24 protein-coding genes, 5 tRNA genes and 1 other RNA gene are annotated in these 25,172 nt (G+C 66.2%); 21 read left to right on the top strand and 9 right to left on the bottom strand.

Annotated elements, in window-relative coordinates:
- Positions 1-60: 60 nt before the first annotated feature.
- From lon to DGN21_RS05145, 6 genes are all read left to right on the top strand, one after another.
- Positions 61-2,532 (top strand): endopeptidase La, encoded by a 2,472-nt coding sequence (lon, locus tag DGN21_RS05120; RefSeq protein ID WP_104553644.1) that lies wholly within the window; start codon positions 61-63, stop codon positions 2,530-2,532.
- 214 nt (positions 2,533-2,746) lie between these two features.
- Complete coding sequence (locus DGN21_RS05125) at positions 2,747-3,019, top strand: HU family DNA-binding protein (protein ID WP_024938423.1); 273 nt, start codon at positions 2,747-2,749, stop codon at positions 3,017-3,019.
- An 11-nt stretch (positions 3,020-3,030) separates the two neighbouring features.
- Positions 3,031-3,105, top strand: a tRNA-Val gene (locus tag DGN21_RS05130).
- Between the two features lie 28 nt (positions 3,106-3,133).
- Positions 3,134-3,210, top strand: a tRNA-Asp gene (locus tag DGN21_RS05135).
- 95 nt (positions 3,211-3,305) lie between these two features.
- Positions 3,306-3,382, top strand: a tRNA-Asp gene (locus tag DGN21_RS05140).
- Between the two features lie 165 nt (positions 3,383-3,547).
- Positions 3,548-5,518 (top strand): peptidyl-prolyl cis-trans isomerase, encoded by a 1,971-nt coding sequence (locus tag DGN21_RS05145; RefSeq protein ID WP_104541544.1) that lies wholly within the window; start codon positions 3,548-3,550, stop codon positions 5,516-5,518.
- A gap of 644 nt (positions 5,519-6,162) precedes the next feature.
- Here DGN21_RS05145 and DGN21_RS05150 read toward each other — a convergent pair.
- The gene (locus tag DGN21_RS05150; RefSeq protein ID WP_104553645.1) at positions 6,163-7,347 is read right to left on the bottom strand and encodes a lytic transglycosylase domain-containing protein; all 1,185 of its coding nucleotides are present in this window, start codon (positions 7,345-7,347) and stop codon (positions 6,163-6,165) included.
- Positions 7,344-8,111 (bottom strand): hydroxyacylglutathione hydrolase, encoded by a 768-nt coding sequence (gene gloB, locus DGN21_RS05155; protein ID WP_102581886.1) that lies wholly within the window; start codon positions 8,109-8,111, stop codon positions 7,344-7,346. Before gloB ends, DGN21_RS05150 begins: the two co-directional genes overlap by 4 nt.
- A gap of 12 nt (positions 8,112-8,123) precedes the next feature.
- Between gloB and DGN21_RS05160 the strand changes: the two genes are divergently transcribed.
- The 3 genes from DGN21_RS05160 to dnaQ are packed head-to-tail and all read left to right on the top strand — an operon-like array spanning position 8,124 to position 10,018.
- Entirely contained in the window at positions 8,124-8,780 is a 657-nt protein-coding gene (locus DGN21_RS05160; RefSeq protein ID WP_024938427.1) for a hypothetical protein, read from the top strand.
- A 31-nt stretch (positions 8,781-8,811) separates the two neighbouring features.
- The gene (gene rnhA, locus DGN21_RS05165; RefSeq protein ID WP_024938428.1) at positions 8,812-9,264 is read left to right on the top strand and encodes a ribonuclease HI; all 453 of its coding nucleotides are present in this window, start codon (positions 8,812-8,814) and stop codon (positions 9,262-9,264) included.
- Between the two features lie 19 nt (positions 9,265-9,283).
- Entirely contained in the window at positions 9,284-10,018 is a 735-nt protein-coding gene (dnaQ, locus tag DGN21_RS05170) for a DNA polymerase III subunit epsilon (RefSeq protein WP_024938429.1), read from the top strand.
- Between the two features lie 597 nt (positions 10,019-10,615).
- On the opposite strand, the gene DGN21_RS05175 is transcribed toward dnaQ, so the two are convergent.
- Positions 10,616-11,320 (bottom strand): PP2C family serine/threonine-protein phosphatase, encoded by a 705-nt coding sequence (locus DGN21_RS05175; RefSeq protein WP_024938430.1) that lies wholly within the window; start codon positions 11,318-11,320, stop codon positions 10,616-10,618.
- A 197-nt stretch (positions 11,321-11,517) separates the two neighbouring features.
- On the opposite strand from DGN21_RS05175, the gene DGN21_RS05180 reads away from it, so the two are divergent.
- Positions 11,518-11,608: transfer RNA gene (locus DGN21_RS05180), tRNA-Ser, on the top strand.
- Between the two features lie 257 nt (positions 11,609-11,865).
- Entirely contained in the window at positions 11,866-12,270 is a 405-nt protein-coding gene (locus tag DGN21_RS05185) for a DUF6165 family protein (protein ID WP_102252645.1), read from the top strand.
- A 237-nt stretch (positions 12,271-12,507) separates the two neighbouring features.
- Here DGN21_RS05185 and DGN21_RS05190 read toward each other — a convergent pair whose 3' ends face one another.
- Positions 12,508-13,557: a glycosyltransferase family 9 protein gene (locus DGN21_RS05190; RefSeq protein ID WP_126965173.1), complete on the bottom strand. Its 1,050-nt coding sequence runs from the start codon at positions 13,555-13,557 to the stop codon at positions 12,508-12,510.
- 20 nt (positions 13,558-13,577) lie between these two features.
- Here DGN21_RS05190 and DGN21_RS05195 point away from each other — a divergent pair, with 20 nt between their 5' ends.
- From DGN21_RS05195 to DGN21_RS05220, 6 genes are all read left to right on the top strand, one after another.
- On the top strand, positions 13,578-14,327 hold the full coding sequence (locus tag DGN21_RS05195) for a 3-deoxy-D-manno-octulosonic acid kinase (RefSeq protein ID WP_024938433.1): 750 nt from the start codon (positions 13,578-13,580) through the stop codon (positions 14,325-14,327).
- A complete protein-coding gene (locus DGN21_RS05200; RefSeq protein WP_115043147.1) occupies positions 14,327-15,076 on the top strand; it encodes an MBL fold metallo-hydrolase in 750 nt (249 codons plus the stop codon). The genes DGN21_RS05195 and DGN21_RS05200 overlap by 1 nt, the downstream gene beginning before the upstream one ends.
- A complete protein-coding gene (moaA, locus tag DGN21_RS05205) occupies positions 15,076-16,107 on the top strand; it encodes a GTP 3',8-cyclase MoaA (RefSeq protein WP_104568858.1) in 1,032 nt (343 codons plus the stop codon). The genes DGN21_RS05200 and moaA overlap by 1 nt, the downstream gene beginning before the upstream one ends.
- 76 nt (positions 16,108-16,183) lie before the next feature.
- Positions 16,184-16,681: a cyclic pyranopterin monophosphate synthase MoaC gene (gene moaC / locus DGN21_RS05210; protein ID WP_024938436.1), complete on the top strand. Its 498-nt coding sequence runs from the start codon at positions 16,184-16,186 to the stop codon at positions 16,679-16,681.
- Entirely contained in the window at positions 16,678-16,923 is a 246-nt protein-coding gene (locus DGN21_RS05215; protein ID WP_024938437.1) for a MoaD/ThiS family protein, read from the top strand. Before moaC ends, DGN21_RS05215 begins: the two co-directional genes overlap by 4 nt.
- Positions 16,920-17,369, top strand: coding sequence for a molybdenum cofactor biosynthesis protein MoaE (locus DGN21_RS05220; RefSeq protein WP_160954650.1), 450 nt, complete (start codon positions 16,920-16,922; stop codon positions 17,367-17,369). Before DGN21_RS05215 ends, DGN21_RS05220 begins: the two co-directional genes overlap by 4 nt.
- Positions 17,370-17,616: 247 nt before the next feature.
- Here DGN21_RS05220 and ffs read toward each other — a convergent pair.
- Both ffs and DGN21_RS05230 read right to left on the bottom strand, forming a co-directional pair.
- Positions 17,617-17,713: signal recognition particle sRNA small type (gene ffs, locus DGN21_RS05225), an RNA gene on the bottom strand.
- A gap of 69 nt (positions 17,714-17,782) precedes the next feature.
- Positions 17,783-17,875, bottom strand: a tRNA-Ser gene (locus tag DGN21_RS05230).
- 236 nt (positions 17,876-18,111) lie between these two features.
- Here DGN21_RS05230 and dnaX point away from each other — a divergent pair.
- From dnaX to DGN21_RS05250, 4 genes are all read left to right on the top strand, one after another.
- Positions 18,112-20,148: a DNA polymerase III subunit gamma/tau gene (dnaX, locus tag DGN21_RS05235; protein ID WP_126965171.1), complete on the top strand. Its 2,037-nt coding sequence runs from the start codon at positions 18,112-18,114 to the stop codon at positions 20,146-20,148.
- Positions 20,149-20,154: 6 nt separating this feature from the next.
- Entirely contained in the window at positions 20,155-20,475 is a 321-nt protein-coding gene (locus tag DGN21_RS05240) for a YbaB/EbfC family nucleoid-associated protein (protein WP_005913896.1), read from the top strand.
- A 100-nt stretch (positions 20,476-20,575) separates the two neighbouring features.
- Positions 20,576-21,169, top strand: a complete 594-nt coding sequence (gene recR / locus DGN21_RS05245) for a recombination mediator RecR (protein ID WP_016902529.1) — start codon at positions 20,576-20,578, stop codon at positions 21,167-21,169.
- Between the two features lie 106 nt (positions 21,170-21,275).
- On the top strand, positions 21,276-21,626 hold the full coding sequence (locus DGN21_RS05250; protein WP_016902528.1) for a histidine triad nucleotide-binding protein: 351 nt from the start codon (positions 21,276-21,278) through the stop codon (positions 21,624-21,626).
- A 111-nt stretch (positions 21,627-21,737) separates the two neighbouring features.
- Here the strand turns inward: DGN21_RS05250 and DGN21_RS05255 are convergent, their stop codons facing one another.
- Genes DGN21_RS05255 through DGN21_RS05265 form a run of 3 tightly spaced genes read right to left on the bottom strand, consistent with a single transcriptional unit; the run spans position 21,738 to position 25,169 of the window.
- Positions 21,738-22,271: a Slp family lipoprotein gene (locus DGN21_RS05255; RefSeq protein WP_016902527.1), complete on the bottom strand. Its 534-nt coding sequence runs from the start codon at positions 22,269-22,271 to the stop codon at positions 21,738-21,740.
- Entirely contained in the window at positions 22,268-24,220 is a 1,953-nt protein-coding gene (locus tag DGN21_RS05260; RefSeq protein ID WP_126965170.1) for a DUF3488 and transglutaminase-like domain-containing protein, read from the bottom strand. The genes DGN21_RS05255 and DGN21_RS05260 overlap by 4 nt, the downstream gene beginning before the upstream one ends.
- Positions 24,213-25,169, bottom strand: a complete 957-nt coding sequence (locus DGN21_RS05265) for a DUF58 domain-containing protein (protein ID WP_039515942.1) — start codon at positions 25,167-25,169, stop codon at positions 24,213-24,215. Before DGN21_RS05265 ends, DGN21_RS05260 begins: the two co-directional genes overlap by 8 nt.
- Positions 25,170-25,172: the final 3 nt, after the last annotated feature.

Below are 25,172 nucleotides of genomic sequence, written 5' to 3' on the forward strand. Positions count from 1 at the left end.
CCATAACGGGGCCATCGGCTTTTTTTACGCCCCAAAACCCCCATTCCTGCGGAGCGCCCCATGGCCCAGTCCCAACCAGAAGTTCTCGATCTGCCGGTGTTGCCGCTGCGCGACGTGGTGGTGTTTCCGCACATGGTGATTCCACTGTTCGTCGGCCGTGACAAGTCGATGCGCGCGCTGGAAAAAGCCATGGAGGCGGACAAGCGCATCCTGCTGGTTGCGCAGAAGTCGGCCGAAACCGACGACCCGACCGCCAGCGACCTCTATACCGTCGGCACGCTCGCGCAGGTGCTGCAGCTGCTCAAGTTGCCCGACGGCACCATCAAGGTGCTGGTCGAAGGTCTGTCGCGGGTCACCGTCGACAAGGTCGTCGAGCTGGATGGCGCACTGCAGGGCCAGGGCATCGAGATCGAAGCCAGCGACGCGCGTGAGCCGCGCGAGGTGGAGGCCATCGCACGTTCGCTGATGTCGCTGTTCGAGCAGTACGTCAAGACCAACCGCAAGCTGCCGCCGGAGCTGCTGCAGACCCTGGCCGGCATCGACGAGCCGGGCCGTCTGGCCGACACCATCGCCGCGCACATTGGCGTGCGCCTTGCCGACAAGCAGCGCCTGCTGGAAATCACCGAGATCGGTGAGCGGCTGGAGCTGCTGGTCGGGCTGGTGGACGGCGAAATCGACGTGCAGCAGCTGGAAAAGCGCATCCGCGGCCGCGTCAAGTCGCAGATGGAAAAGAGCCAGCGCGAGTACTACCTCAACGAGCAGATGAAGGCGATCCAGAAGGAGCTGGGCGATTTGGACGATGCGCCGGGCGAGCTGGAGGAGCTGGCGCGCAAGATCGCCGAGGCGGGCATGCCCAAGCCGGTCGAGACCAAGGCCAAGGCCGAGCTCAACAAGCTCAAGCAGATGTCGCCGATGTCCGCCGAGGCGGCCGTGGTGCGCAACTATCTGGACTGGCTGCTGGGCGTGCCGTGGAAGAAGCGCACCAAGGTCCGCAAGGACCTGAAGGTCGCGGAGGACACCCTGGACGCCGATCACTACGGACTGGACAAGGTCAAGGAACGCATCCTCGAGTATCTGGCGGTGCAGTCGCGCGTGAAGCAGATGAAGGGGCCGATTCTGTGCCTGGTCGGGCCGCCGGGCGTGGGCAAGACCTCGCTCGGGCAATCGATCGCCAAGGCGACAAACCGCAAGTTTGTGCGCATGAGCCTGGGCGGTATCCGCGATGAGGCCGAGATCCGTGGCCATCGCCGGACCTATGTCGGTTCGATGCCCGGCCGCCTGGTGCAGAACCTCAACAAGGTCGGCAGCAAGAATCCGCTGTTCCTGTTGGACGAGATCGACAAGATGTCGATGGACTTCCGCGGCGACCCGTCCTCGGCGCTGCTGGAGGTGCTCGACCCCGAGCAGAACAACTCCTTCAACGACCATTATCTGGAAGTGGACCTGGACCTGTCGGAGGTGATGTTCGTCGCCACCTCCAACTCGCTCAACATTCCCGGTCCGTTGCTGGATCGCATGGAAGTCATCCGCATCCCCGGCTACACCGAGGATGAGAAGCTCAACATCGCCATGCGTTACCTGGTGCCCAAGCAGATCAAGGCCAACGGCCTGAAGCCGGAAGAGATCGAGATCGGCAGCGATGCGATCCAGGACATCGTGCGTTACTACACGCGCGAATCGGGCGTGCGTAACCTTGAGCGCGAAGTGGCCAAGATTTGCCGCAAGGTGGTCAAGGAGATCGCGCTTGCCGGCCCGCAGCCGGATGCCAAGAAGGTGGTCGCCAAGAAGGGCAAGCCCAAGGCCCTGGTCACGGTCAACGCGAAGAATCTCGACAAGTATCTGGGCGTGCGTCGCTTCGATTTCGGCCGTGCCGAAGAAGAGAACGAAATCGGCCTGGTCACCGGTCTGGCCTGGACCGAAGTCGGCGGCGAGCTGCTGCAGGTCGAGTCCACGCTGGTGCCGGGCAAGGGCAACCTGATCCTGACCGGTCAGCTCGGCAACGTCATGAAGGAATCGGCATCGGCCGCCTTGTCGGTGGTGCGTTCGCGCGCCGAGCGACTCGGCATCGACGTGGATTTCCTGCAGAAGCAGGACGTGCACGTGCATGTGCCCGATGGCGCGACACCGAAGGATGGCCCGAGCGCCGGTATCGCGATGGTGACCTCGCTGGTGTCGGTGTTGACCAAGGTGCCGATCCGCGCCGATGTGGCGATGACCGGCGAGATCACCTTGCGTGGTCGCGTGTCGGCGATTGGCGGCCTGAAGGAGAAGTTGTTGGCAGCGTTGCGCGGTGGCATCCGCACCGTGCTGATCCCCGACGAGAACCGCAAGGATCTTGCTGACATCCCGGCCAACGTCACGCGCGATCTGAAGATCGTGCCGGTCAAGTGGATCGACGAAGTGCTGGATCTCGCGTTGGAACGTCCGTTGGCACCGAAGAAGGTGGGCAAGGAAAAGGCCCGCAAGACGGCTTCGCGGGTTGCGGTCCGCGGCAAGTCGCGCACTACTCCCGGTACCCGCGTCAAGCACTAAAACCGCTTGTCTAAACCCAGGCAAAACAAGCCAAAACCCGCGTCGTTATTGGGTTTTGGCTTGCGTGCGGTTGGGGGCGCTGGTATAAATGCACGACTCGTGGGCGCGGCAAATTGTGATGCGTCATGCGATACCACTTGTGTCGGGTTCTTCGCTAACGGCAAGAGCGCCGATTGTCGATTCCGCGGCATCTGCCGCAAAGGGAGTTTCAAGAATGAATAAAACCGAATTGATCGATGGCGTTGCCGCTGCCGCTGACATCTCCAAGGCTGAGGCCGGCCGTGCTGTTGACGCGGTTGTGAGCGAAATCACCAAGGCGCTGAAGAAGGGCGATGCCGTCACACTCGTCGGCTTCGGCACCTTCCAGGTCCGCGCGCGCGCTGAGCGTACCGGCCGCAATCCGAAGACCGGCGACAGCATCAAGATCGCTGCTTCGAAGAATCCTGCATTCAAGGCTGGCAAAGCCCTGAAGGATGCAGTAAACTAATCGACTCGCTAGGGTGCTTAGCTCAGCGGTAGAGCGTCTCCCTTACACGGAGAGGGTCGGGGGTTCGAAACCCTCAGCACCCACCATTAAGCACCAGGCAAATGTTTTAAGCGCGGAGCGGTAGTTCAGCTGGTTAGAATGCTGGCCTGTCACGCCGGAGGTCGCGGGTTCGAGTCCCGTCCGCTCCGCCAGTTCTACCGAAGCCCCTGAGCGATTGGGGGCTTCGTTTTCTCCACCGGATTCGCATTGCGGAAATGGTGGAGAAGCAGCAGTCCAAGTTTAAAGCGGAGCGGTAGTTCAGCTGGTTAGAATGCTGGCCTGTCACGCCGGAGGTCGCGGGTTCGAGTCCCGTCCGCTCCGCCAGTTATACAAAGCCCTCGGCTCCGTGCCGGGGGCTTTTTTTTGGCCGCTATGGCGGCAATTTCGCTCCGAAAGCCATGTCGGATCCGGTGCGGTGCGGGGTTGGGCTGGGTGCCCGGCGTCAGGCGCGTTACACTGCGCGGCTCGCCCACAGGCCGTGATTTGCCAATGCTGCAGAAACTTCGCGACAAGACGTCAGGCTGGATCGCTACCGCCATCCTGGGGTTGCTGATGATTCCGTTCCTGTTCGTCATCGACAACAGCTACCTCGGCGGCATTGGCGCCAATAATGTGGCCAAGGTGCAGGCACCGCCGACATGGTGGAAATCGGCACCGTCGTGGTGGCCGGTCTCGCTGCTGTGGCAGCACCATGAAATCAGTACGCAGGATTTCCGCGCCCGCTTCGAGCAGGCGCGCATGCAGGAGCGGCAGCGCCAGGGCGAGAATTTCGATCCGCGCACGTTCGAATCCCGCGAAAACAAATTGCAGGTGCTCGACCAGTTGGTCGACGAGCAAGTCGTGCGTCTGGGTGCCGAAGATGCCGGCATCGTGATCGGCGATGCGACGGTGCGCGATTACATCGCCGGCATTCAGGCATTCCAGGTCGACGGCAAATTCAGTCCCGACCAGTACCGCGCTGCACTTGCGCAGGGCACGCCGCCGCGCACGCCGGCGCAGTTCGATGCGTTGGTGCGCGACAGCCTGCAGCAGTCGGTGATTCCGCAGGCGATTGCCGAGTCTGGCTTTGCCACCAAGGCCGAGTTCGAGCGCTTGCTCAAGCTGATGGGCGAAACGCGCGACGTGCAGCTGGCCATGCTGCCGCCACCGGCCGCCGATACGGCGCCGGTCAGCGATGCACAGATCAAGCAGTGGTACGACGGGCATACCCAGGATTTCCGTCAGCCGGAGACGGTGACGATCGAGTATGTCGAACTCGATGCCGCCAAGTTGCCGCCGGCAACCGCCGCTGACGAGGCGACGCTGCGCAAGCGCTATGACGAAGAGAAGGCGCGTTTTGTCGAGCCGGACCAGCGTCTGGCGTCGCACATCCTGATCACCGCCGGTAGCGATCCTGCCGCGCAGAAAGCCGCCGAGGAGAAAGCGGCCAAGCTGGCTGCGGAAGCCAAGCAGCCCGGCGCCGATTTTGCCGCGTTGGCCAAAGCCAATTCGCAAGACCCTGGTTCCAAGGGCGCTGGTGGCGATCTTGGCTGGGTCGAGAAGGGCACGATGGTCAAGCCGTTTGAAGATGCCTTGTTCTCGATGAAGGCTGGCGAGGTGGTCGGCCCGATCAAGAGCGAGTTCGGTTACCACGTGATCCAGCTGCGCGAGGTCAAGGGCGGCCAGGGCAAGTCGTTCGAGCAGGTGCGCGATCAGCTCGCCGCCGAGCAGCTCAAGGCCGATGCCGACAAGGCATTTACGGATGTGAGCGGCAGGCTGGTGGATCAGGTCTACAAGAATCCCACCGCGCTGGAGCCGGCAGCCAAGCAGGTCGGTCTGCCGGTGCAGACACTGGGTCCGTTCTCGCGCGCCGATGCGAGCGGTATTGCGGCCAATCCGGCGGTGCTGCGTTCGGCATTCTCCGAAACGCTGGTGCAGGACGGCACGGTGAGCGATCCGATCACCATCGGTCCGAACCACAGCGTGGTGTTGCGTGTGACCAACCACACCGCCGAGGCGGCCCTGCCGTTGGACAAGGTGCGCGAGAAGGTGATCGCCGCCGTCCGCGCGGACCGCACCGAGAAGGCCGCCGCAGCGGCTGCCGACGCGTTGCTGGCACGTGTGCAGAAAGGCGAGACCCTGCAGGCGCTGGCCGCCAGCGAGAAGTTGCAGGTGCAGCCGATCCCGGGCTTGCCGCGCACCGCGCCGATTCCGACGCCGGCGGCAAACCGCGCCATCTTCAGCGCGCCGCGTCCGACCGACGGCAAGCCGTCGGTGGGCAAGGTGGAGCTGGATGGCGGGCGCTTTGCGGTGTTTGTCATCAGCAAGGCGACCCCGGGCGACCTGAAGCAGATGCCGGCCGAGCAGCAGACCATGCTGCGCGAGCAGCTGAGCCAGATCGACGGCAACAATGCGGCGCAGGCGTACGTCAAGGAAATGCGCAAGCGCTACAAGATCCAGATCGAAGAGGCGCAGCTGTAACCGCTGCTGTTCGACTGGTGGAGAAAGAGCCCGGGGAACCGGGCTTTTTCTTTGGCCGATGCCGTCGTGGGCAGGTGCCAGCGTTCGTGTGGAGTATCCCGCCGCTGGCGCTGCGGCGAGTCTGTGGTTGCGTGGACCAGGCACTGCGATGGCCCGCCGCAACTGATCTGGCGTCGTGCGCATTGCCATCCGTTTGGGATAGGTCTGCCGGGGTTGCGGATTTCGCGCGTCAGGATTGCAGGCGTGCGGTTGCGAAGACGTGCGTCATTCAACGTGCTGATCTGCCGGGCCAATCTGCCAGGCCAGAAAAGCCAGCGTCGGGTTGCGCGTTTGGTGCGCCTACGGGTGGCTGCCTGTCGGTTGGCGGCAGATGCTGCAAGCGCGCTCAATCAACTGCGATGTCGGTCGGCTTGCAACGATAGCGGGCCAATCGGCTGCGAGTACGCCCGTTTCCGATTCCACCCGTGTCCGATTCCATACGGCGTCGCTAGCAGCGCACGCAAAAGGTAAGTGTCAGGCGCTCTCTTCGCAGCCGACCTACGCCTGCGCAGCGCGGCGCTCAACTTCCCCGTGCAAGGTCGACGAGAAGCATGCCGCTGTAGCGTCAGCGGCGCAGGAACGGCGCCGGAGGCAGGCGGCTTAGGTCAGGGTGTGTCTTCGAACGACAACACCATGCCGGGCTTCAGCACGGCACGCTTGTCCAGGCCATTGCTGGTCAGCAGTGTCGTGACTGTCACGCCATAGCGGCGTGCGATGGCCCAGGCGGATTCGCCGTTGCGGACCGTATGCGTGGTGCGCGCCTGTGGCCTGGAGGCATCCGTCGTCGCGGCGGCAACGACCGTGGGGGCGGCAGCGCTGTTGTCCGCAGTGCTGCCCGTGTCGGCAGATGCGACCACGGCACCTGTCGCACCTGGCTGCGCAGGTGCGATCGGGGCGAGCACATGCACGCCCCGCGGTGCGGCGCGCGCGCTGGCCAGCGCCGGATTCAACCGGGCCAGCAGCTGCGGCTCGATGTCGCGTTGTCCCGCAAAGGCGTTGAGACTGGTGCCGGCCGGCAATGCATGTTCGGTGAGTACCGGTACCGGGCGGTCGAGCGAGGTCAGCAGATTGCCCTGCTGCTGCGCATGGTCCAGCACACAGGCGAGCGCGTGCAGCTTTTCCACGTACTCGTAGGTGACCTTGGACATGCCGGGCAATTCGGACGGGCGAGCGTTCTGCGCGTTCATGCCGGCCGTGCGCATGGCCTGCAGCACGCGATACTCGCCCGCGTTGTAGGCCATCAGCGCCAGGCGCCAATCGCCGCCGAACATGCCATACAGCGTCTTGAGATAACGCACCGCAGCGGTGGTGGAGTCCACTGCCGAGAGGCGTCCGTCGTATTGCGCGCCAACCGGCACATGGTGGTTGCGCGCAGTGGTAGCGATGAACTGCCAGAGGCCGGCGGGGCCACTGCCGTTGCGGGCGCCCGGGCGATAACCGCTCTCGACGAACGGAATTAGCGCAAATTCGGTCGGCATGTCGGCTTCGCGCAATTCATCGACCACGTAGCCGAATAGCGGCAAGACATCCTGTGCGTCGTCTGCCAGACGGGCCGGCGCGCGCGAAAAATGTTGTTCCCAGCGGGTGTCGCTATGTTCGCTGTCGCAGCCAGGATCGGCGCGACCGTCCAGGAACGACGAAAAGATCTCCCGACCGTTGCGCACCTGGGGTGTGGCGGTCTGGGCGATCGAGCTCTCTGCGGGTTTGGAGCGGCTTGCGTCGTTGGACGATGCGGCTGCGGGTGCGACGACCGCCGATGCGGTCAGCACTGCCAGAAGCAGGCGCCTCATGCGCGAAATTCGTCTTTCCAGCGCCGAAGTTCGGCGAAAACGTCAACTTCAGAGGAAATTGCCCCACCTGCGCGAGATGCCACCGCAGCGCGGATTTCGGGACTGCTGGTGCGTAAGAACGGATTGGTGGCCAGTTCACTCTTGAGCGAAATCGGCAGGGTAGGACGGGCTGCATGACGCATGGCCTGGGCTTCCTGTTGACGGCGCTGCAAGGCAGCGTTGGTGGGATCGACGTGCAGCGCAAAGGCCGCATTGGCCAAGGTGTATTCATGGCCGCAACACACGAGTGTTTCGCCAGGCAGGGAGGCCAGGCGCTGCAACGCGTCGAACATCTGAGGAGCGGTACCTTCGAACATCCGCCCACAGCCTAGGCTGAACAGGGTATCACCGCTGAACAGATGGCGGTCAGTGACGAAGGCGATATGGCTGCGGGTATGGCCGGGCACTTCCAGCACATCGAAGCTGTTTCCAAGCAGGCTCAAGCGATCACCCTGGCCCACGCGGTGGGCATCTGCCGGGATGCGTTCGTCGGCCGGACCGTACAGCGCAAGGTCCGGCCAACGCTGCTGCAGCGCTGCCACGCCGCCAATGTGGTCGGCATGGTGGTGGGTCAGCAGGACCGCACTGGGGCTGAAGCCTTCGCGCTCTGCGGCGGCGAACACCGGCTCGGCCTGGCCCGGGTCGACGATGACTGCGCGGCCATCGCTGGCGACCAGCGCCCAGATGTAGTTGTCGTCGAATGCGGGCAGGGCGGTCAGTCGCATAGAATTGGGACCATGCCTGCCACGCCATTCTCCCGTCAAGCTGGCGTCTCATCCTGGTTTGAAACAGGTGCAGGGCGCAGCCTGCTCCTGCTGGAGCGCAAATTGGCGCTTGCGGCGTTGCAAACGCGTCCCTCGCAGCCCTGGTTGTGGCTGACGCCGACGCCCGAGCTGCCGCCGCGCGAGCTGCTGCAGGGGCGCGGGCTGCGGCTGACTCGCAGCGCTGGCCGCTTTGCGGGAGATGCGCGTTGCGCCATGCCGTTTCCGTTGCCGACCGAAAGCCTGCAGGCCATCGTGGTGCAGCATGCGGTGGTGGGCGGCGCGGCGGAATTCCTGGCCGAATGCGAGCGGTTGCTGATGCCGGGCGGGCGGCTATGGCTGTTCACGCTCAATCCGCTGAGCCCGTACCGCTTTCGCTGGGCGCGGCGCGGTCCGGTGGCGCTGCGGCCGGATCGCTGGCGGCTGCTGGCGCAGCGTGCGGGGCTGCAATGCGTGGAGACCGAGCGCTACCTGGGGCCGATCTGGCGCACCGGGCGTGGCGTTACCGGCACCGATCGCGCACCCTGGCGCGCGGTGTATCTGCTCGAAGTGGAAAAGCGCGCCGCCGCTTCGATCGGGCCGACCCCGATCGCGATGCCCTCGCGCTGGCCGCAGCCTGTAGCCACGATCTGACGACCGACCACTTTCCAAACACCAGAAGCTGATGAAATCCATTGAAGTGCATACCGACGGCTCCTGCCTCGGCAATCCTGGGCCGGGCGGTTGGGCGGCCCTGTTGCGTTACAACGGCCGCGAGAAGGAATTGTCCGGCGGCGAAGCCACATCCACCAACAACCGCATGGAGTTGATGGCGGCAATCATGGCGCTGGAAACGCTCACCGAGCCATGCCAGATCGTGCTGCATACCGACTCGCAATACGTGCGCCAGGGCATCACCGAGTGGATGTCCGGCTGGGTGCGCCGCGGTTGGAAAACCGCTGGCGGCGACCCGGTCAAGAACCGTGAACTGTGGGAGCGCCTGCATGCGGCCACGCAACGCCACAGCATCGATTGGCGCTGGGTGAAAGGCCACAATGGTGACCCGGACAACGAGCGCGTCGACGTACTCGCCCGCAATCAGGCCATCGCCCAGCGCGGCGGCAGCGCAACCGCGTAAGCAATCAGCAAGAGGATTCATGCGTCAGATCATTCTCGATACCGAAACCACCGGCCTGGAATGGCGCAAGGGCAACCGCGTCGTCGAAATCGGTGCGGTGGAGCTGCTGGAGCGGCGCCCGAGCGGCAACAACTTCCATCGCTACCTGAAGCCCGATTGCGATTTCGAACCGGGTGCGCAGGAAGTGACCGGGTTGACCCTGGAGTTCCTGGCCGACAAGCCGCTGTTTGCCGATGTGGTCGAGGAGTTCCTGGCCTACATCGACGGCGCGGAGCTGATCATCCACAACGCCGCGTTCGATCTGGGCTTCCTGGACAACGAGCTGTCGCTGCTGGGCGACAACTACGGCCGTATCGTCGAGCGCGCCACCGTGGTGGATACCCTGATGATGGCGCGCGAGCGCTATCCGGGGCAGCGCAACTCGCTGGATGCCTTGTGCAAGCGCCTGGGCGTGGACAACTCGCATCGCCAGTTGCATGGCGCCTTGCTCGATGCGCAGATCCTGGCCGATGTATATATCGCTCTGACCTCGGGCCAGGAAGAGATCGGCTTTGCCAGCGCCGATACCGGCCAGCGCAGCGAGCATGGCGAGGGCATGATCACCTTCGATCCGGCGTTGCTGTTGCCGCGCGCGCGAGTGGTGGTGACCGCGTCGGAGTCGCAGGCGCACGAGGCGCGTCTGGCATACCTGCGCAAGAAGGCCGGGCGCGCGCTGTGGGATGCGCCGGTTGAAGAGGTGGCTGCTGCCGGGTAGTGCGGCTTTCGGCAAGGGGTGTCCGGCTGTCGCGCGGGGCGGCGATGTGGTGGGAGTGCAGTGCGTAGTTGGTGCCCGGCGAGGCTGCGAATTGCGCGCCCGGAGTGGCTACCGCGCGGGTTCGATGCCCGAGCTTGGCCCTGCCAACAAAGCGATGTCTCTCTGGTCTAGTGCGGAGCGGGATGATGTTGCTCTTCGCTGCAGGCCGGTGATCTGCGGCTTGGCTGCAGGGCCCTTGCCCGCCCACCATCGCGGGACACGCCGCAAGTACGTCCGTGTAGGCTCTTACGCGGCATCCATGCCGCGTAAGGTCCCGCGACGGTGGGCGGGCAAGGACTTGTCGAGATGGTCGGTGTGCATGGTATTCAACTAGGCAGCCGACTCACGCTCTGGTGCAGTGCTCTCGACGCCTCCGGGATCCTTGGCGGCCTGGATGCCGCCAGGGAGTCTTCAGGGCTAGATTGACGGCGTGGTCCGCAGGCGGTGAGGACATCGCGCCCTCGACCGACCAAGCGTTTGTCTGCATCCAACCATATGCGGCCAACGAAATTCTGCGCTGACCGCCAGCGGGCGCTCGCTAGGTCTTGTTGGCCGCTTTCAGTAGCTGCGCACCAGGATCGCAGTGATGTTGTCCGAGCCACCGCCATCGAGTGCGGCGGCGACCAGGCATTCGACACATTCCTGCGCGCTGCAATCGGCCTGCGACAGGGTCGCGGCGATCGCGGCATCGTCGACTTCTTCGGTGAGACCGTCGCTGCACAGCAGCAGTTGCATGCCGGATTTGAGCTCGCCCTGCATGGTGGCGACATTGAGGTGGACCGGATCGGTGACGCCCAGCGCCTGGGTCACCACGTTGCGATGCGGATGCGCGCGCGCCTGTTCGCTGGTCAGCGTGCCCTGGGCGATCAGTTCCTGCACATAGCTATGGTCCTGGCTCAGCTGCGCCAGCCGGCCGTCGCGCCACAGATATGCGCGGCTGTCGCCGACCCAGGCCACTTCGAAGCGCTGGCCCAGCACGCGCGCGGCGACGACCGTGGTGCCCATCGGCAAGGTGTCGTTGCAGCGGCGCGAGGTCTTGATGATCTCTTCGTCGGCGATGCGTACCGCCTGGGCCAGCGGGGTGCCGGCGCGCACCTCGCGCACGATGGTTTCGCGCGCCAGGGCGCTGGCCACTTCGCCACAGGCATGCCCACCCATGCCATCGGCCACCAGCCACAGCCCCAGCTCGCTGTCGCCGTAGTACGTGTCCTCGTTGAGGTCACGGCGCAGGCCGACATGGGTAAGGTGTCCGAATTCGAGCATGGGGGCGGGTCGCCAAGGAAGGAGGTGCGTGACCATCATCGCGGCGCGGCCGGCCCGCAGCAACACGCCGATCGCCGGTGCCGCAGGGCGGGTTCACGCCCGGACCTTCGATCGTGCCGGCGATGCCGGCCCGGGCCGCTTGTGGCTGGGCGCCGGTGCCCGTATGATGCACGGCCCCGGGACACTGGGGACCATCTGGAGAGGTGGCAGAGCGGTTGAATGTACCTGACTCGAAATCAGGCAGGCGTTTATAGCGCCTCGGGGGTTCGAATCCCCCCCTCTCCGCCAGATTGAGGCGAGCAGTTGTGCCAGTGCCGCGTGAGTTTCGCCGGCGGCATTGGGGGGTGAGAAGCCCCGGGTTCGACAGACAGCAGCGCTGTCTGCACGGCGAAGCCGCCCGCAGGGCGAAGGCACGGAGTGCCGAGTGAATCCCCCTCTCTCCGCCAGATTCGCATCAGCCCCCGCAAGGGGGCTTTTGTTTATGTGTCGCCGCCGCGCGCTGCTGCGCTGGCTACAATCCGCCCGATATCCGTTGGAGGCCTGTCATGTCCGAGATCCTGGTGCCCGTGTCCTTTGGTGAGCTGCTCGACAAGATCGCGATCCTGCAGATCAAGTCCGAGCGCATGAGCGACCCCGTCAAGTTGGCCAACGTGCGCAGCGAGCTGTCCGCGCTGGAGACCAGCTGGATGGCGCATCCGGCCGCCGGTCACGACATCGTGCGTCTGCGTGCTGCGCTCAAGGCCGTCAACGAGCGGCTATGGGTGATCGAGGACGACATCCGGCTCAAGGAGCAGGCGCAGACCTTCGACGACGGCTTCGTGCAGCTGGCGCGAAGCGTCTATATCGAAAACGACGAACGTGCGCGCATCAAGAAAGAGATCAACCTGGCGCTGGGTTCGTCGTACGTGGAAGAGAAGTCGTATCAGGACTACCGCGCTAGCGGTGTCTGAGAGCCGCTGGTTGCAGGTCTGCGTAACCGATACACGTGGTGGTCGGTGGGTGTGCGGCGCTTTCTGGTGCGCCGCCACACTTCGAGTCGGCCGGCACCGCGGTGATTGGCTGCCGCGCGCGTGAGCCGGCGGTGTTTGGCTCCTGCTTCCCGGCTGTCCTGGGCGTCTGCACCGCGGCGCAGCGCGCAGCTGCGCAACGATTGAACGCCTGTTCGAGCGACGATCCGACGCCGATTCTCAGCGCGGATGATCGCTGCGATAACGCTCGAATGCGGCGATCGCATCGTCCACGGTGATCAGCGCCATCACCTCGTCGAACTCGATCTTGGTGCCCCATTTCAGCTGGTCGGCCGGCTTGCCCAGGTATTTGCGGGCGGCCGCGTCGTAACGGTCTACGCAATAGCGCACGTCCGAGTAAGGGCCGCTGCGCAGCGGGTTGCTGGCCGCATGCAGGCCGAGCACCTTGGTGCCCATCGCGTTGGCGATGTGCATCGGCCCGGAATCGGGGGTGACCACCAGCTCTGCGCGGGCGAGCAGGGCGGGGAGTTGTTTGAGCGTGTCCTTGCCGACCAGGTCCAGCAACGGCGTGCGCGCGGCTGCGACGATGGCATCGGCGGTGCTGCGTTCCAGCTCGCTACGGCCACCGCACAGCACGACCCGCCAGCCTTGCGCTGCAGCGTGGTCGGCCAGCGCGGCATGGCGGTCGGGATACCAGTTGCGGCGTGCGTGGCTGGAGCACGGCGAAATCATCAGCACCGGGCGGCCATCGTCGTCCCATTGCGCGCGTGCCCAGCGATGCGCCTCGTCGGGAACCGGCAAGTCCCAGCGCACCTGGGTCTGGGTCAGGCCGAGTGGCTGCGCGAAGCTGCCGATGGCGTCGAGCACGTGGATGCCGGGGCGGTCGGCGATGCGCTCGTTGACGAACAGGCCGTGCAGGTCCTTGGAACGGCTGCGGTCATAGCCGATCCGCCGCTGCGCCGGTACGAAGGCCGACAGCACATTGGCGCGCAAGGCCACCTGCATCTGCAGCAGCGCATCGAAGCGACCCAATGGCGCCAGCGAGCGGCGGAGCGCGCGCATGCCGGCCACGCCGGTGCGCTTGTCGTAGGCATGGAACTGCACGCCGGGCAGGCCGTCGAGCAATTTCAGCCCGGCCTTGTCGATGATCCAATGCAGCTGGCTTGCCGGAAACCCCGCCTGCAAGGTGCGCACCAGCGGCACCACGTGGGTGACGTCACCCAGGGCGGACAGGCGCAGCAGGCATAACGAGGCGGGCGTAGAAGCCATGGTGTTGTTAGACTCGATAGATGGTTTCTTTCGACGCCACTGAAGCGCTGGCGCCGTACCGCGAAGGCCGCGGCTATGGCGCCATTCTGTTCGACCGCGAACGGCTGCGGCAAGCCGATGCCGGGCTGTTTTCGCCGCAACGCTGGGGCGACAGGGCACGGCCGGTCGACGAAGGCGGGCGGGGTGGGGCGTGGTTCGTGGATGCGCCGTTCGGTCACAGCGTGTTGCGGCAGTACCTGCGCGGCGGCATGGCCGCGCGCGTGAGCCGCGATCACTATCTGTGGAAGGGCGCCGGGCGCACGCGCAGCTTTGCCGAGTTCCGGCTGATGCGCGAACTGCTCAAGCGCAAGTTGCCGGTGCCGCGCCCGTTGGCGGCTTGCTACTTGCGCGAGGGGCTGAGTTATCGCGCTGCATTGTTGATGGAACGCCTGGAGAACGTGCGCTCGCTCGCCGATCATGCGCAGGTCGCCGGGCGTGGGGCGCCGTGGGAAGAAACCGGGCGGCTGATCGCGCGCTTTCATCGCGCCGGCCTGGATCATGCCGATCTCAACGCGCACAACATCCTGTTCGATGCCGGCGGGCATGGTTGGTTGATCGATTTCGACCGCGGCGTATTGCGCATTCCGGCCACGCGCTGGCGCGAACGCAATCTCAAGCGCCTGCATCGCTCGCTGCTGAAGTTGCGCGGCAACCGCAGCCGCGAAGAGGTCGACAAGGATTACGAGCGCCTGCATCGCGCGTACGAGCTGGCCTGGGGCCGGGGCTACTGATGAACTGGGCGTTGCGGGTACAAGGGGTCGGCAATGCGTCGGCGGTGGCGCTCGGTTCGCCGATGGCCACCATCGAGCGCGCCGGCGCGCCGTGGCTGACCATCGATTGCGGCAGCGAAGGACTGACTGCCTACCAGGCCCAGTACGGTCATCTGCCGCAGGCGGTCTTCATCACCCATGTGCACCTGGACCACGTCGGCGGGCTGGAACGGCTGTTCGTGGACAGCTATTTCTCCCAACGCCGCGGCCGCACGCGCCTGTACGTGCCGGCGCCGGTGGTGCCGTTGCTGCAGCGGCGGATCGCCGACTACCCGAACGTGCTGGCCGAGGGCGGCGCGAACTTCTGGGATGCCTTCCAGCTGGTGCCGGTCGGCGACGCGTTCTGGCACGACGGGGTGCGGCTGGAAGTGTTCCCGGCGCGCCACCACTGGCCGGAGACCGCCTACGGGCTGCGGCTGAAGGGGGCGCTGGTCTGGAGTGGCGACACCCGGCCGATCCCGGAAATGCTGGCCCGTTATGCCGACGACAGCGAGCTCATCGCGCATGACTGCGGCGTTCACGGCAACCCGTCGCATACTGGGGTGGACGATTTGGAGCGGGAGTACCCGCAGGACCTGTTGAGCCGCATGCTGCTGTACCACTACGCCAGCGACGCCGACGGCGACGTGCTCCGCGCACGCGGCCATCGCGTGGCCGTGCCTGGTCAACATCTGTCGCTGGCGGAGCCGACTGCCGCCATGGTGCCCTGATGGGCGCCCTGCTGTTGCCGAACCTGGCCGCCGCGCCGATGCAGGACCGCTATGGCCGGCCGCTACGCGACCTGCGTCTGTCGGTCATCGAGGCCTGCAATTTCCGCTGCGGTTACTGCATGCCGGCCGATCGCGTGCCCGACGACTACGGATTCGATGCGCAGCAGCGCCTGAGTTTCGATCAGCTGGAAACGCTGGTGCGTGCCTTCGTCTCGGTCGGCGTCACCAAGGTGCGCCTGACCGGTGGCGAGCCACTGTTGCGTCGCGATCTGCCCAGCCTGATTGCGCGCCTGACCACGATCGAGGGCATCGAGGATCTGGCGCTGACCACCAACGGCACCTTGCTCGCGCGTCAGGCGGTGGCGCTGCGCCAGGCCGGGCTGCGCCGGATTACCGTCAGCATGGACGCGCTGGATCCGGAGCTGTTCAGACGCATGAGTGGCAACCGTGGCGAGATCGCGCAGGTGCTGGCCGGTATCGCCGCTGCCGAGCAGGCCGGCTTCCAGCGCCTGAAGATCAACTGCGTGGTGCAGCGTGGCGTCAACGAAGATCAGGTGCTGCCCCTGGTGGAGCACTTCCGTGGCAGCGGCCATGTGCTGCGCTTCATCGAGTTCATGGATGTGGGCAGTTGCAATGGCTGGACCGCCGATGCGGTGGTGACTTCGGCGCAACTGCACGCGCGCATCCACGCGCGCTGGCCATTGCTGCCGCTGGATGCCAATTACACCGGCGAAGTGGCGCAGCGGCATGCATTTGCCGATGGCGCCGGCGAGGTGGGCTTTGTCAGTTCGGTCAGCGTGCCGTTCTGCGGCGATTGCCAGCGCGCACGCGTGTCGGCCGACGGGCAGTTGTACACCTGCCTGTTCGCCAGCCAGGGCCATGACCTCAAGCCGGCCCTGGCCGAGGGCGAGCATGGATTGTCCGAGCATCTACGTGCGCGCTGGAGCATACGTGGCGACCGCTACAGCGAGGTGCGCGCATCGACACCGCGCCGTGGCAAGCCGGTGGAGATGTTCCTGATCGGCGGGTAAGGCACTGCTGTTCCATCCAGGCGCCCCGTTCACCGAGAATGTCGCATCCTGAGCGCCTGTCATCGTGTCGTTTCCCATGCCTGCAAAATCCCGTTCCGCACGCCTGACCCACCTGGACGATTCCGGACTGCCCACGATGGTGGATGTCTCGGACAAGGCGGTCACCGCGCGCAGCGCCACCGCGCAAAGCCGGGTGCGTTTTCCGGCCGCCGTCGCCGCGCAGTTGCGCGCCAACGGCTTGCGCAGCGCCAAGGGCGGCATCGTGGAGACCGCTGTGATCGCCGGCACCATGGCGGTCAAACGCACGCACGAGTTGATTCCCTTCTGCCATCCGTTGCCGATCGACGCGTGTCGGTTCGAGATCGACTGGGCGGGCGAGCAGCTGCTGGACATCCGTTGCACGGTGCGCTGCGTGCATCGCACCGGTGTGGAAATGGAAGCGCTCACCGGCGCCAGCGTGGCGGCCCTGACGGTCTACGACATGTGCAAGGCGTTGTCGCACAGCATGAGCATCGGCCCGACCAGGCTGGTGTCCAAGCGCGGTGGCAAGCGCGATATCGGAGCAAGCCAATGAGCACGACAGTGACAGTGCTGTATTTCGCCAGCCTGCGTGAGGCAGCGGGCATTGCCAGCGAGCAGGTGCAATCGCAGGCGCAGGACCTGCGCGCGCTCTATGCCGAACTCGATACGCGCCATGGCCTGCGCTGGACACCGGCGCAGCTGCGCGTGGCGGTGGATGGCGCGTTCGCGCGCTGGGAGGACGGCGTGCGCGATGGCAGTGAAATCGTGTTTATTCCGCCGGTGTCGGGAGGTTGAGCATGAGCGAGCAGACTTCCGCCCTCTTTGCGCTTTCCGAGGTGCCTTTGCCGGTCGACAGCTTGCGCGCTACGCTGGAACACCCGCATGCCGGCGCATTCGCCAGTTTCGAAGGCTGGGTACGCAATCACAATGAGGGCCGCAGCGTGGCCGGGCTGCGCTATGAGGCCTACGCCGCACTGGCGCAGGCCGAAGGCCAGCGCGTCCTCGACGAGGCAATGGGTCGGTTTGCCATCGTCAACGCCTACTGCGTGCACCGCGTGGGCGAGCTGAGCATCGGCGACATGGCGGTATGGGTCGGCGTCAGCGCGGCGCATCGCGGCGCCGCATTCGATGCCTGCCGCTTCATCATCGACGAGGTCAAGGCGCGCGTGCCGATCTGGAAGCACGAACATTACCTGGAAGGCGATGCCGGCTGGCTGCATCCGGAATCGCAGACGCAGTAGTGCGCTCGCAGGCCACGCGCTGCGGGAACATCAAGAGATCAGGTTGGTGTTCCGCCGGTTGAGCGCGCCGGAAAGCGCCTGACGCTGCGCGTATTTCCGAGCCGTCGCCACGGCGCTGCAAATCACTGGCCAGCTTTGAGCATGGCCGCAAAGTGCCGCGTCGCAGTGGCGGCTGCACACCGTCTGCATTACGCGCCGAGTGCGTGCGGCATCTGTCGATGCGCCATCAGTCTGGGTTGGGGTGGTGTCCCCGCCGGTTGACCTCGGCGCCCGCATCAATCGATACCGTTGCTGCCTTCCGGCCCTGGCGGGATTTTCGATCTAGCGTCGCGAGGGACCGACGGGGCCACCATAAGACGTGGGTCACTGGCGTGACCCTGGATCCATGCAATCGTGTTGCTGGATCATGAAACTGGCGGAGAGAGGGGGATTCGAACCCCCGAAGCGCGGTTTAGACGCTTACACACTTTCCAGGCGTGCTCCTTCAACCACTCGGACACCTCTCCGTACCTGCCGTGCGACCGGGTCGTCGGCAGGAGCGGGATTCTAGCCGCCGCGGGCGCCATTAACAAGGTAAAGGATCTGCCGGTCGGGCGTGACGGTGCCAGCGCAGGCGTCTGGCCGGCCACCGACGTTGTCCGGCAGTCCTCCGGTGGGTGGCGACGCCGGGGCGCCACGGCCGCTGAACGATCCACTTGACGTGCCGTGGCACAATATCGGTTCAGAGGAAGCTGGTTGCCCGATGTCTTATCTTGTTCTCGCCCGCAAGTGGCGCCCGAAGCGTTTTGCCGAACTCGTAGGCCAGGAACACGTGGTCCGCGCGCTCAGTAACGCGCTCGACAGTGGGCGTGTGCACCACGCATTTCTGTTCACCGGCACCCGCGGCGTGGGCAAGACCACGATTGCGCGCATTTTCGCCAAATCGCTGAACTGCGAGACCGGCACCAGTGCCGATCCGTGCGGCCAGTGCCCGGCCTGCCTGGATATCGACGCCGGCCGCTACATCGACCTGCTGGAAATCGACGCCGCGTCCAACACCGGCGTGGACGATGTGCGCGAGGTGATCGAGAACGCCCAGTACATGCCCTCGCGCGGCAAGTTCAAGGTCTATCTGATCGACGAAGTGCACATGCTCTCCAAGGCCGCGTTCAATGCGCTGCTGAAGACGCTGGAAGAGCCGCCCGAGCACGTGAAGTTCCTGCTGGCCACCACCGACCCGCAGAAGCTGCCGGTGACCGTGCTGTCGCGCTGCCTGCAGTTCAATCTCAAGCGGCTGGACGAGGACCAGATCCAGGGCCAGATGACCCGGATCCTGGCCGCCGAGCAGATCGAATCGGATCCATCGGCGATCGTGCAGCTGTCCAAGGCCGCCGACGGCTCGCTGCGCGACGGTCTGTCGCTGCTCGACCAGGCCATTGCCTATGCCGGCGGCGCGCTGCGCGAGGACGTGGTGCGCACCATGCTCGGCACGGTCGATCGCACCCAGGTCGGCGCGATGCTGCAGTCGCTGGCCGACGGCGATGGCGCGCGCCTGATGCAGGTGGTCGCCGCGCTGGCCGAGTTCTCGCCCGACTGGAGCGGCGTGCTGGAGGCGCTGGCCGAGGCCTTGCACCGCATCCAGGTGCAGCAGTTGGTGCCGTCGGTGGCATTCGTCGGCGATGGCATCGACCCGACCGCCTATGCCGCGCAGCTGCGGCCGGAAGTGGTGCAGCTGTGGTACCAGATGGCGCTCAATGGCCGTCGCGATCTGTATCTGGCGCCGAGTCCGCGCGCCGGTTTCGAGATGGCGGTGCTGCGCATGCTGGCCTTCCGCCCAGCGGCGGCAGTGCCGGCTGGCGGCAGCGACGATGGACGTGGTGCCAGCGCCGGCGGTCATGCGCGTTCTGCGGCAACTGGCGTGCAGGCCGCCGCGCCGGTGGCAGCCGCACCAGCACCCGCAGCGGTGGCGAAACCGGCCGACCTGGAGGCCGCGCCTGCTGCCGTGGCTGCGGTCGCCGCGCCGGCGCCGGTCGCTGCTGCGCCCGCGCCTGTCGTGGTGCTGCCCGCTGCGCAAGCATCGACCGATAGCCGCCCATCGACAGCTCCCACGCGCAGCGACGACACGCCGCCCTGGGCAATGGACGATGCGCCGGTGCGCGCCAACGCTGCCCCCGTCGCTGCGGCGACGCCCGTGCTGGCGCCGGAAGCGGCAATGGCGCCACCCGCAGCAGCCGCTGCGACGCAGCCGGCTGCGGTCGCGCCCGAAGCTGCGGTGGCAGTTGCCGTAGCGGCTGAGGTACCTGCACCTGCAGCGGCGATGATGTCGATGCCATCGGTTGCCGCACCCTCCGTATCGGTACCGGCACCGGCACAGACAACCGATCCATCGCCCCTGCTCGACAACGGCCATATCGCCGACGCCGAGCAATGGCTGGATCTGGTCACCCGCAGCGGCTTGAACGGCCCCTCGCGACAGCTCGCCGCCAATGCGGCCTTCATCGGCCATCGCGACGGCGTGTTGCGCCTGGCGCTGGCACCGGGCTTCGAATATCTCAATTCCGAGCGTTCCATCGCCAACCTTGCGCAGGCACTCGCGCCCGAGTTGGGAAATACGCCGCGCATCGTCATCGAGACCGGCAACGCCGATGTCGAGACCCTGCACGAGCGGGCCAGCCGCCAGAAAGGCGAGCGCCAGAGCGCGGCCGAAACAGCGTTCATGAACGACCCGAACGTGCAGCAGCTGATTCAGCAGCAAGGCGCGCGGGTCGTCCCCGATTCCATCCGCCCTTACGACGAGTAACGACACATGCGTGGGAACATTGCCCAATTGATGCAGCAGGCGCAGAAGATGCAGGAAAACCTGCAGCGCGCCCAGGAAGAACTGGCCAAGCTGGAAGTCACCGGCACCGCCGGCGGCGGCATGGTCAGCGTGACGCTGACCGGCGCCAAGGAGTGCCGCAAGGTCCGCATCGACCCGAGCATCCTCTCCGACCAGGAAATGGCCGAGGACCTGATCGCCGCCGCCTTCAACGACGCCTCCAACAAGATCGACGCCGAATCCAAGGACCGCATGGGCTCGGCCACTGCCGGCATGCAGCTGCCGCCGGGCATGAAGTTGCCGTTCTGAGCGAGGGGATTCGGGAGTCGGGATTGGGGATTGGCTGGAAGCGAGATCCGCTTCTGCATTTGCGAATCCCAAATCTCCAATTCCCAATCCCGGCCACCCAATGTCCTCTCTTCTCGAACAACTGATCGAGGCCTTCCGGGTATTGCCGGGTGTGGGCCAGAAATCGGCCCAGCGCATGGCCTACCACGTGCTCGAACGCGAGCGCGAGGGGGGCCGCCGCCTGGCTGCGGCGCTGGCCAATGCGGTGGAAAAGGTTGGCCATTGCGTGCAATGCCGCGACTTCACCGAGGCGGAGATCTGCGCGATCTGTGCCAGCAGTAGCCGCGACCGGCAGCAGCTGTGCGTGGTGGAATCGCCGGCCGATCGTTTGGCGATCGAACACGCCACCGGCTACCGCGGGCTGTACTTCATCCTGCAGGGCCGGCTGTCGCCGCTGGACGGCATCGGCCCGCGCGAGCTGGGCCTGGACCGGCTCGGCGAGCGTCTGGCCACCGGCGAGGTCACCGAAATGATCATCGCCACCAATGCCACCGTGGAAGGCGAGGCAACCGCGCATTACCTGGCCCAGCTTGCCCGCCAGCATGCGGTGCGCCCGAGCCGGCTCGCGCAGGGCATGCCGTTGGGCGGCGAGCTGGAATACGTCGATCGCGGCACCTTGTCGCATGCCTTTGGCACCCGGGGTGAGGTGCTTTGAGGGCGGGGATTGGGGAGTTGGGATTGGGGATTCGTAGAAGCGAAAAGCGGAGGCATGCGCGGTAAGCTCTTGCCAATCCCTAATGACCGATCCCCAATCCCCATCCATGACCGACACCATCTTCGGCAAGATCATTCGTCGCGAAATCCCGGCCAACATCGTCTATGAAGACGACGAGGTGCTGGGCTTTCAGGACATTGCACCGCAGGCGCCGGTGCATGTGCTGTTCATTCCCAAGCAGCATGCGATTCCCACGCTGGACGATGTGCCGCCGGAGCAGGCGCTGTTGGTGGGCAGGCTCGCACTCGCTGCAGCGTCGTATGCACGCGAGCAGGGGCTGGCGCAGGACGGCTATCGCATCGTGATGAACTGCCGCGAGCATGCCGGCCAGACGGTGTTCCACATCCATCTGCATCTGCTGGCCGGCGCGCCGCTGGGACGGTTCGGCACGCCCTGACCTGGTTACACGATCGAGCGCATCAGCGCCTGTTCGAGCAGCCGTATCGCATAAACAAAAACGCCGCTCCCTGCGAGCGGCGTTTTTGCGTGTCACTGACTCAGCGGTCGATTACCACCAGCCGCGGCCCCAGCCCCAGCCGCCGCCCCAGCGCGGGCCCCACGGGTCGCCCCACGGGCCGTACGGGTAGGCCGGCACCACATCCACCTCGCGCACGACCGGCCACAGGTAGACCACGTCGGCATTCACCTTTGGCAGCTTGTAGTCGTACTCGCCGATCTTGGTGGTTTCGTAGCCTTCGATCTTGCCGATGAAGGTCACTTCGCGGCCGGGCTCGAACACGGCCGGGTCGTAGAAGCCCGAGCGGCAAGCCAGGAAGCGGCCATCGCTGGCGTCCACGGCGTTGCGGTCCGGACGGCCACTGGCATTGAGCGGACGCGAGATCAGCTCGAAGCAGGTCTGGCCCTGCCCGGGCTTGGTCTGGATGATCTTGCCGCCCCAGCGCACCGACGTGCCGACCTGGGCGCTGGCGGTGGAATCGCTCGGACTGACCGTAGGGAACTGACCCTGCAGCGGCTTGGGCGCGGTGGCGCAGGCGGCGAGCCCGAGCGCGGCGACAATGGGAAGAAGAAAGCGGGTACTCATGAGGAAGCTCCGGTTCGCGGGCGATGCTGCTGCAGATCTTTGAGGAGTGAGGCGCTGTCCGAATCAGCGCCAGCGTAGCGCGCGGCAGCGAAACGTTGGCTGAGTGCCAACAATGCCGGATTCGGGTGTGAACGGGCGACACGTTGCGCCCAGGCGATGGCCGGTTCGTGCGGTTCGCGGGCCAGGCCGAGCTTGTCGTAGCGGCGGCCCAGGCGATGCCAGGCGCGCAGCAGCGGGTCGCGTTCACGCTCGCCGCGCGCCAGCAGCCAACCCATCCACGCCAGCGCGCTGACCGCAAACACGCCGAAGACGGCGGCCAGCTGCGAGCTGTCCAGGCGATCGATGCCGAAGGGTTGCAGCAGCCGTTGCTGGCGGTCGGCGTCGAAGGACAGCACCAGATCGTTCCAGCCGCGGCGCAGCAGGTCGCTGACCTGGCCCAGGCTGGCCCACATGCCGAGCTGGGCGAAATTGTCGCCCGCGCCGACCTGCACGCGGTCTTCCAGCGTGTCGTAGATGCGTTCCGGCGCCACTGCGGCGGTGGGGTCCACCCGCACCCAGCCGCGCCCGGCCAGCCAGACTTCGGTCCAGGCATGCGCATCCATGCGCCGCACCACCCAGTAATTGCCGAAGCCGTTGTAGGTGCCGCCGGCATACCCGGTGACCACGCGCGCCGGGATGCCGGCCGCGCGCATCAGCACCACGAACGAAGAGCTGAAGTGCTCGCAGAACCCGGCCTTCTGCTGGAACAGGAATTCGTCGACGCTGTTGCGGCCGAGCAGTGGGGTATCCAGGGTGTAGGCGAAGTCGCGGGTGATCCACTGCAGCGCGCGCTGCACCACGGCATCGTCGTTGCTGCCGGCTTCCGCGCGCCATTGCCGTGCCAGCGCGAGCGTGCGTGGATTGAAGCCCGGCGGCAGGGCGAGGGCGCGCTTGCGCAACTGGTCGGGCAGGTCGGTGTCGAAGCGTGCCGGTGGCGCCGATTGCAGCTCCCAGCGGGTCAACGCACTCAATGGCCGCTGCGCGAACAGTTCGTAGTCGGGTGACAGCTCGGCATTGGCCACCGCCTGCGTGGGCAGGTCCAACGACACCAGCTGGCGACGATCGGTGGGCTCGTAGTCCAGGCGATAGCGATAGCGCTGAGGCCCGGCGGTGACCGAGGCGGGTTGGCCGCGGCCGGTCCAGCGCGCGCGCTGCCAGGTCCGGCCATCGAAGTCCCACATCACCGGCCCGCGCCAGTAGCGTTGTTGCGGTGGTGGCGCGTTGCCGGTGAACTGCACGCGCAGCGCCGGGCTGTCGTCGGCCATCAGGTCGATCCATTCGCCCGGCGACATGTTGTCCGACAGGCCGGGCCGCGACAGCGCGCGCTCGGGCACGCCCCACAGCGGCGAGCTCAGGCGCGGCAGCAGCCAGAACGTGGCCAGGGCCAGCGGCACGCCGATGGCGACCAGCTTGCCGATGCCGCGCAACTGCATCCGCAGCGCAGGCGTGGCGGTGCGGTGTTCCTCGTCGGCCAGCCGCTGCATGCTCAGCAGCGCGCTCACCACCGCCAGCAGCGCCAGCCCCATCGTCGCCGGCCCCTGGTCGAGCAGAAACGCCGCGAACGGGGCGAACAACGCAAAGCCGAGCAGGCTGCGCGCATCGCGCAAGGTGCGCAGCTCGGAGGCCTTGATCGCCAGCATCGCGGCCAGCACCGCGCAGCCGGTGTCGCGGCCGAAGCGCATGCCGATCTGCCAATACACCGCGCCCAGCATTGCCACCACCAGCAACAGCCGCACCGGTGCCATCACGGTGCCGCGCCAGCTCAGCACCCCGACCAGCACGGCGGCCACGGCAATGGTGCCGGCGAGCAGGCCGGGCAGCTGCAACAGCAACGGCGCCAGCGCCAGCCAGCTGGTGACCAGCACCCAGGCGCGACTGGCCTGGGTGATCGGGACGGACGGCTCAGTCATGGGGAAGCAGGGCCAGGGCGCGCAGACACAGGTGATGGTGGGCCGGACCTTGTGCAGGCCCCAGCGGCGGTTGGCCCGGCAATAGCAAGCGGTAGCGCCGCCCGTCGCGCTCGGCCAGGTTGACCCAGCGGGCAAGCCGCGCGATGCGGCGCTCGTACGGCAACGCGTTGAGCGTGCGCCAGTCCAGCGTGACTTCGATGCCCAGCGGCTGCTCGTATTCGCGCACCAGCAGGCTGTCGCGGCGTGCCGAGTGCTTCCAGGAAATCGTGCGTGGCGCATCGCCGGCGCGATACGGGCGCAGTTGGTGCAGCTCCTCGCCTTGCGGGTGCAGGCGGGTCTGGTTGGGCGAACCGGCGCCCTCGGGCAATGCCGGCCCTTGTTCCTCGGGCCTGGGATAGGCCAGCAGCGGTGTCTCCGGCCAGACCCACGACCAGGCGCGCACCAACCCCAGTGGCTGGGTGCTGGACAGGCGGATGCGTTCGATGTCCTGCCAGCCGCGCCGCTCGGTGGGCACCGGCAGGTCGACCTCGGCCATGTCGTGCTCGAGCAACGCACAGAAGCCGCTGCTATCCAGGTGATCCAGGCGCAGCCCACGCCGTGCGCGGCTATCGCGACGTGCCAGCGACACCCGCATGCGCAACGGTTCGCCGGCAACCACCGGTTCGGCCGACACCGCCTCGACGCGCAGTGCCGACAACTGCAGGTGCGCCATGATGCTGCTGGCAATCCCGGCGGTGGCCAGCAGCAGCGCCAGCAGCAGGGCCGGGTTGTTGTTGTAGTTCAAGGCGCCCAGCAGCATCGCCAGCAGCAAGGCGGTGACAAACAGCCCGAAGCGCGTCGGCAGCACGTAGATACGCCGCCGATCCAGCACGATCGGCAAGGCCTCCGCGCCCCGCGGACGCGCCAGCAGGCTGAGTCGGCGACCGATGCCGCGCACGTGCGCACGCACCTG

It is taken from the genome of Xanthomonas sp. MLO165 (assembly GCF_018831305.1).
Taxonomy (GTDB): domain Bacteria; phylum Pseudomonadota; class Gammaproteobacteria; order Xanthomonadales; family Xanthomonadaceae; genus Xanthomonas; species Xanthomonas arboricola.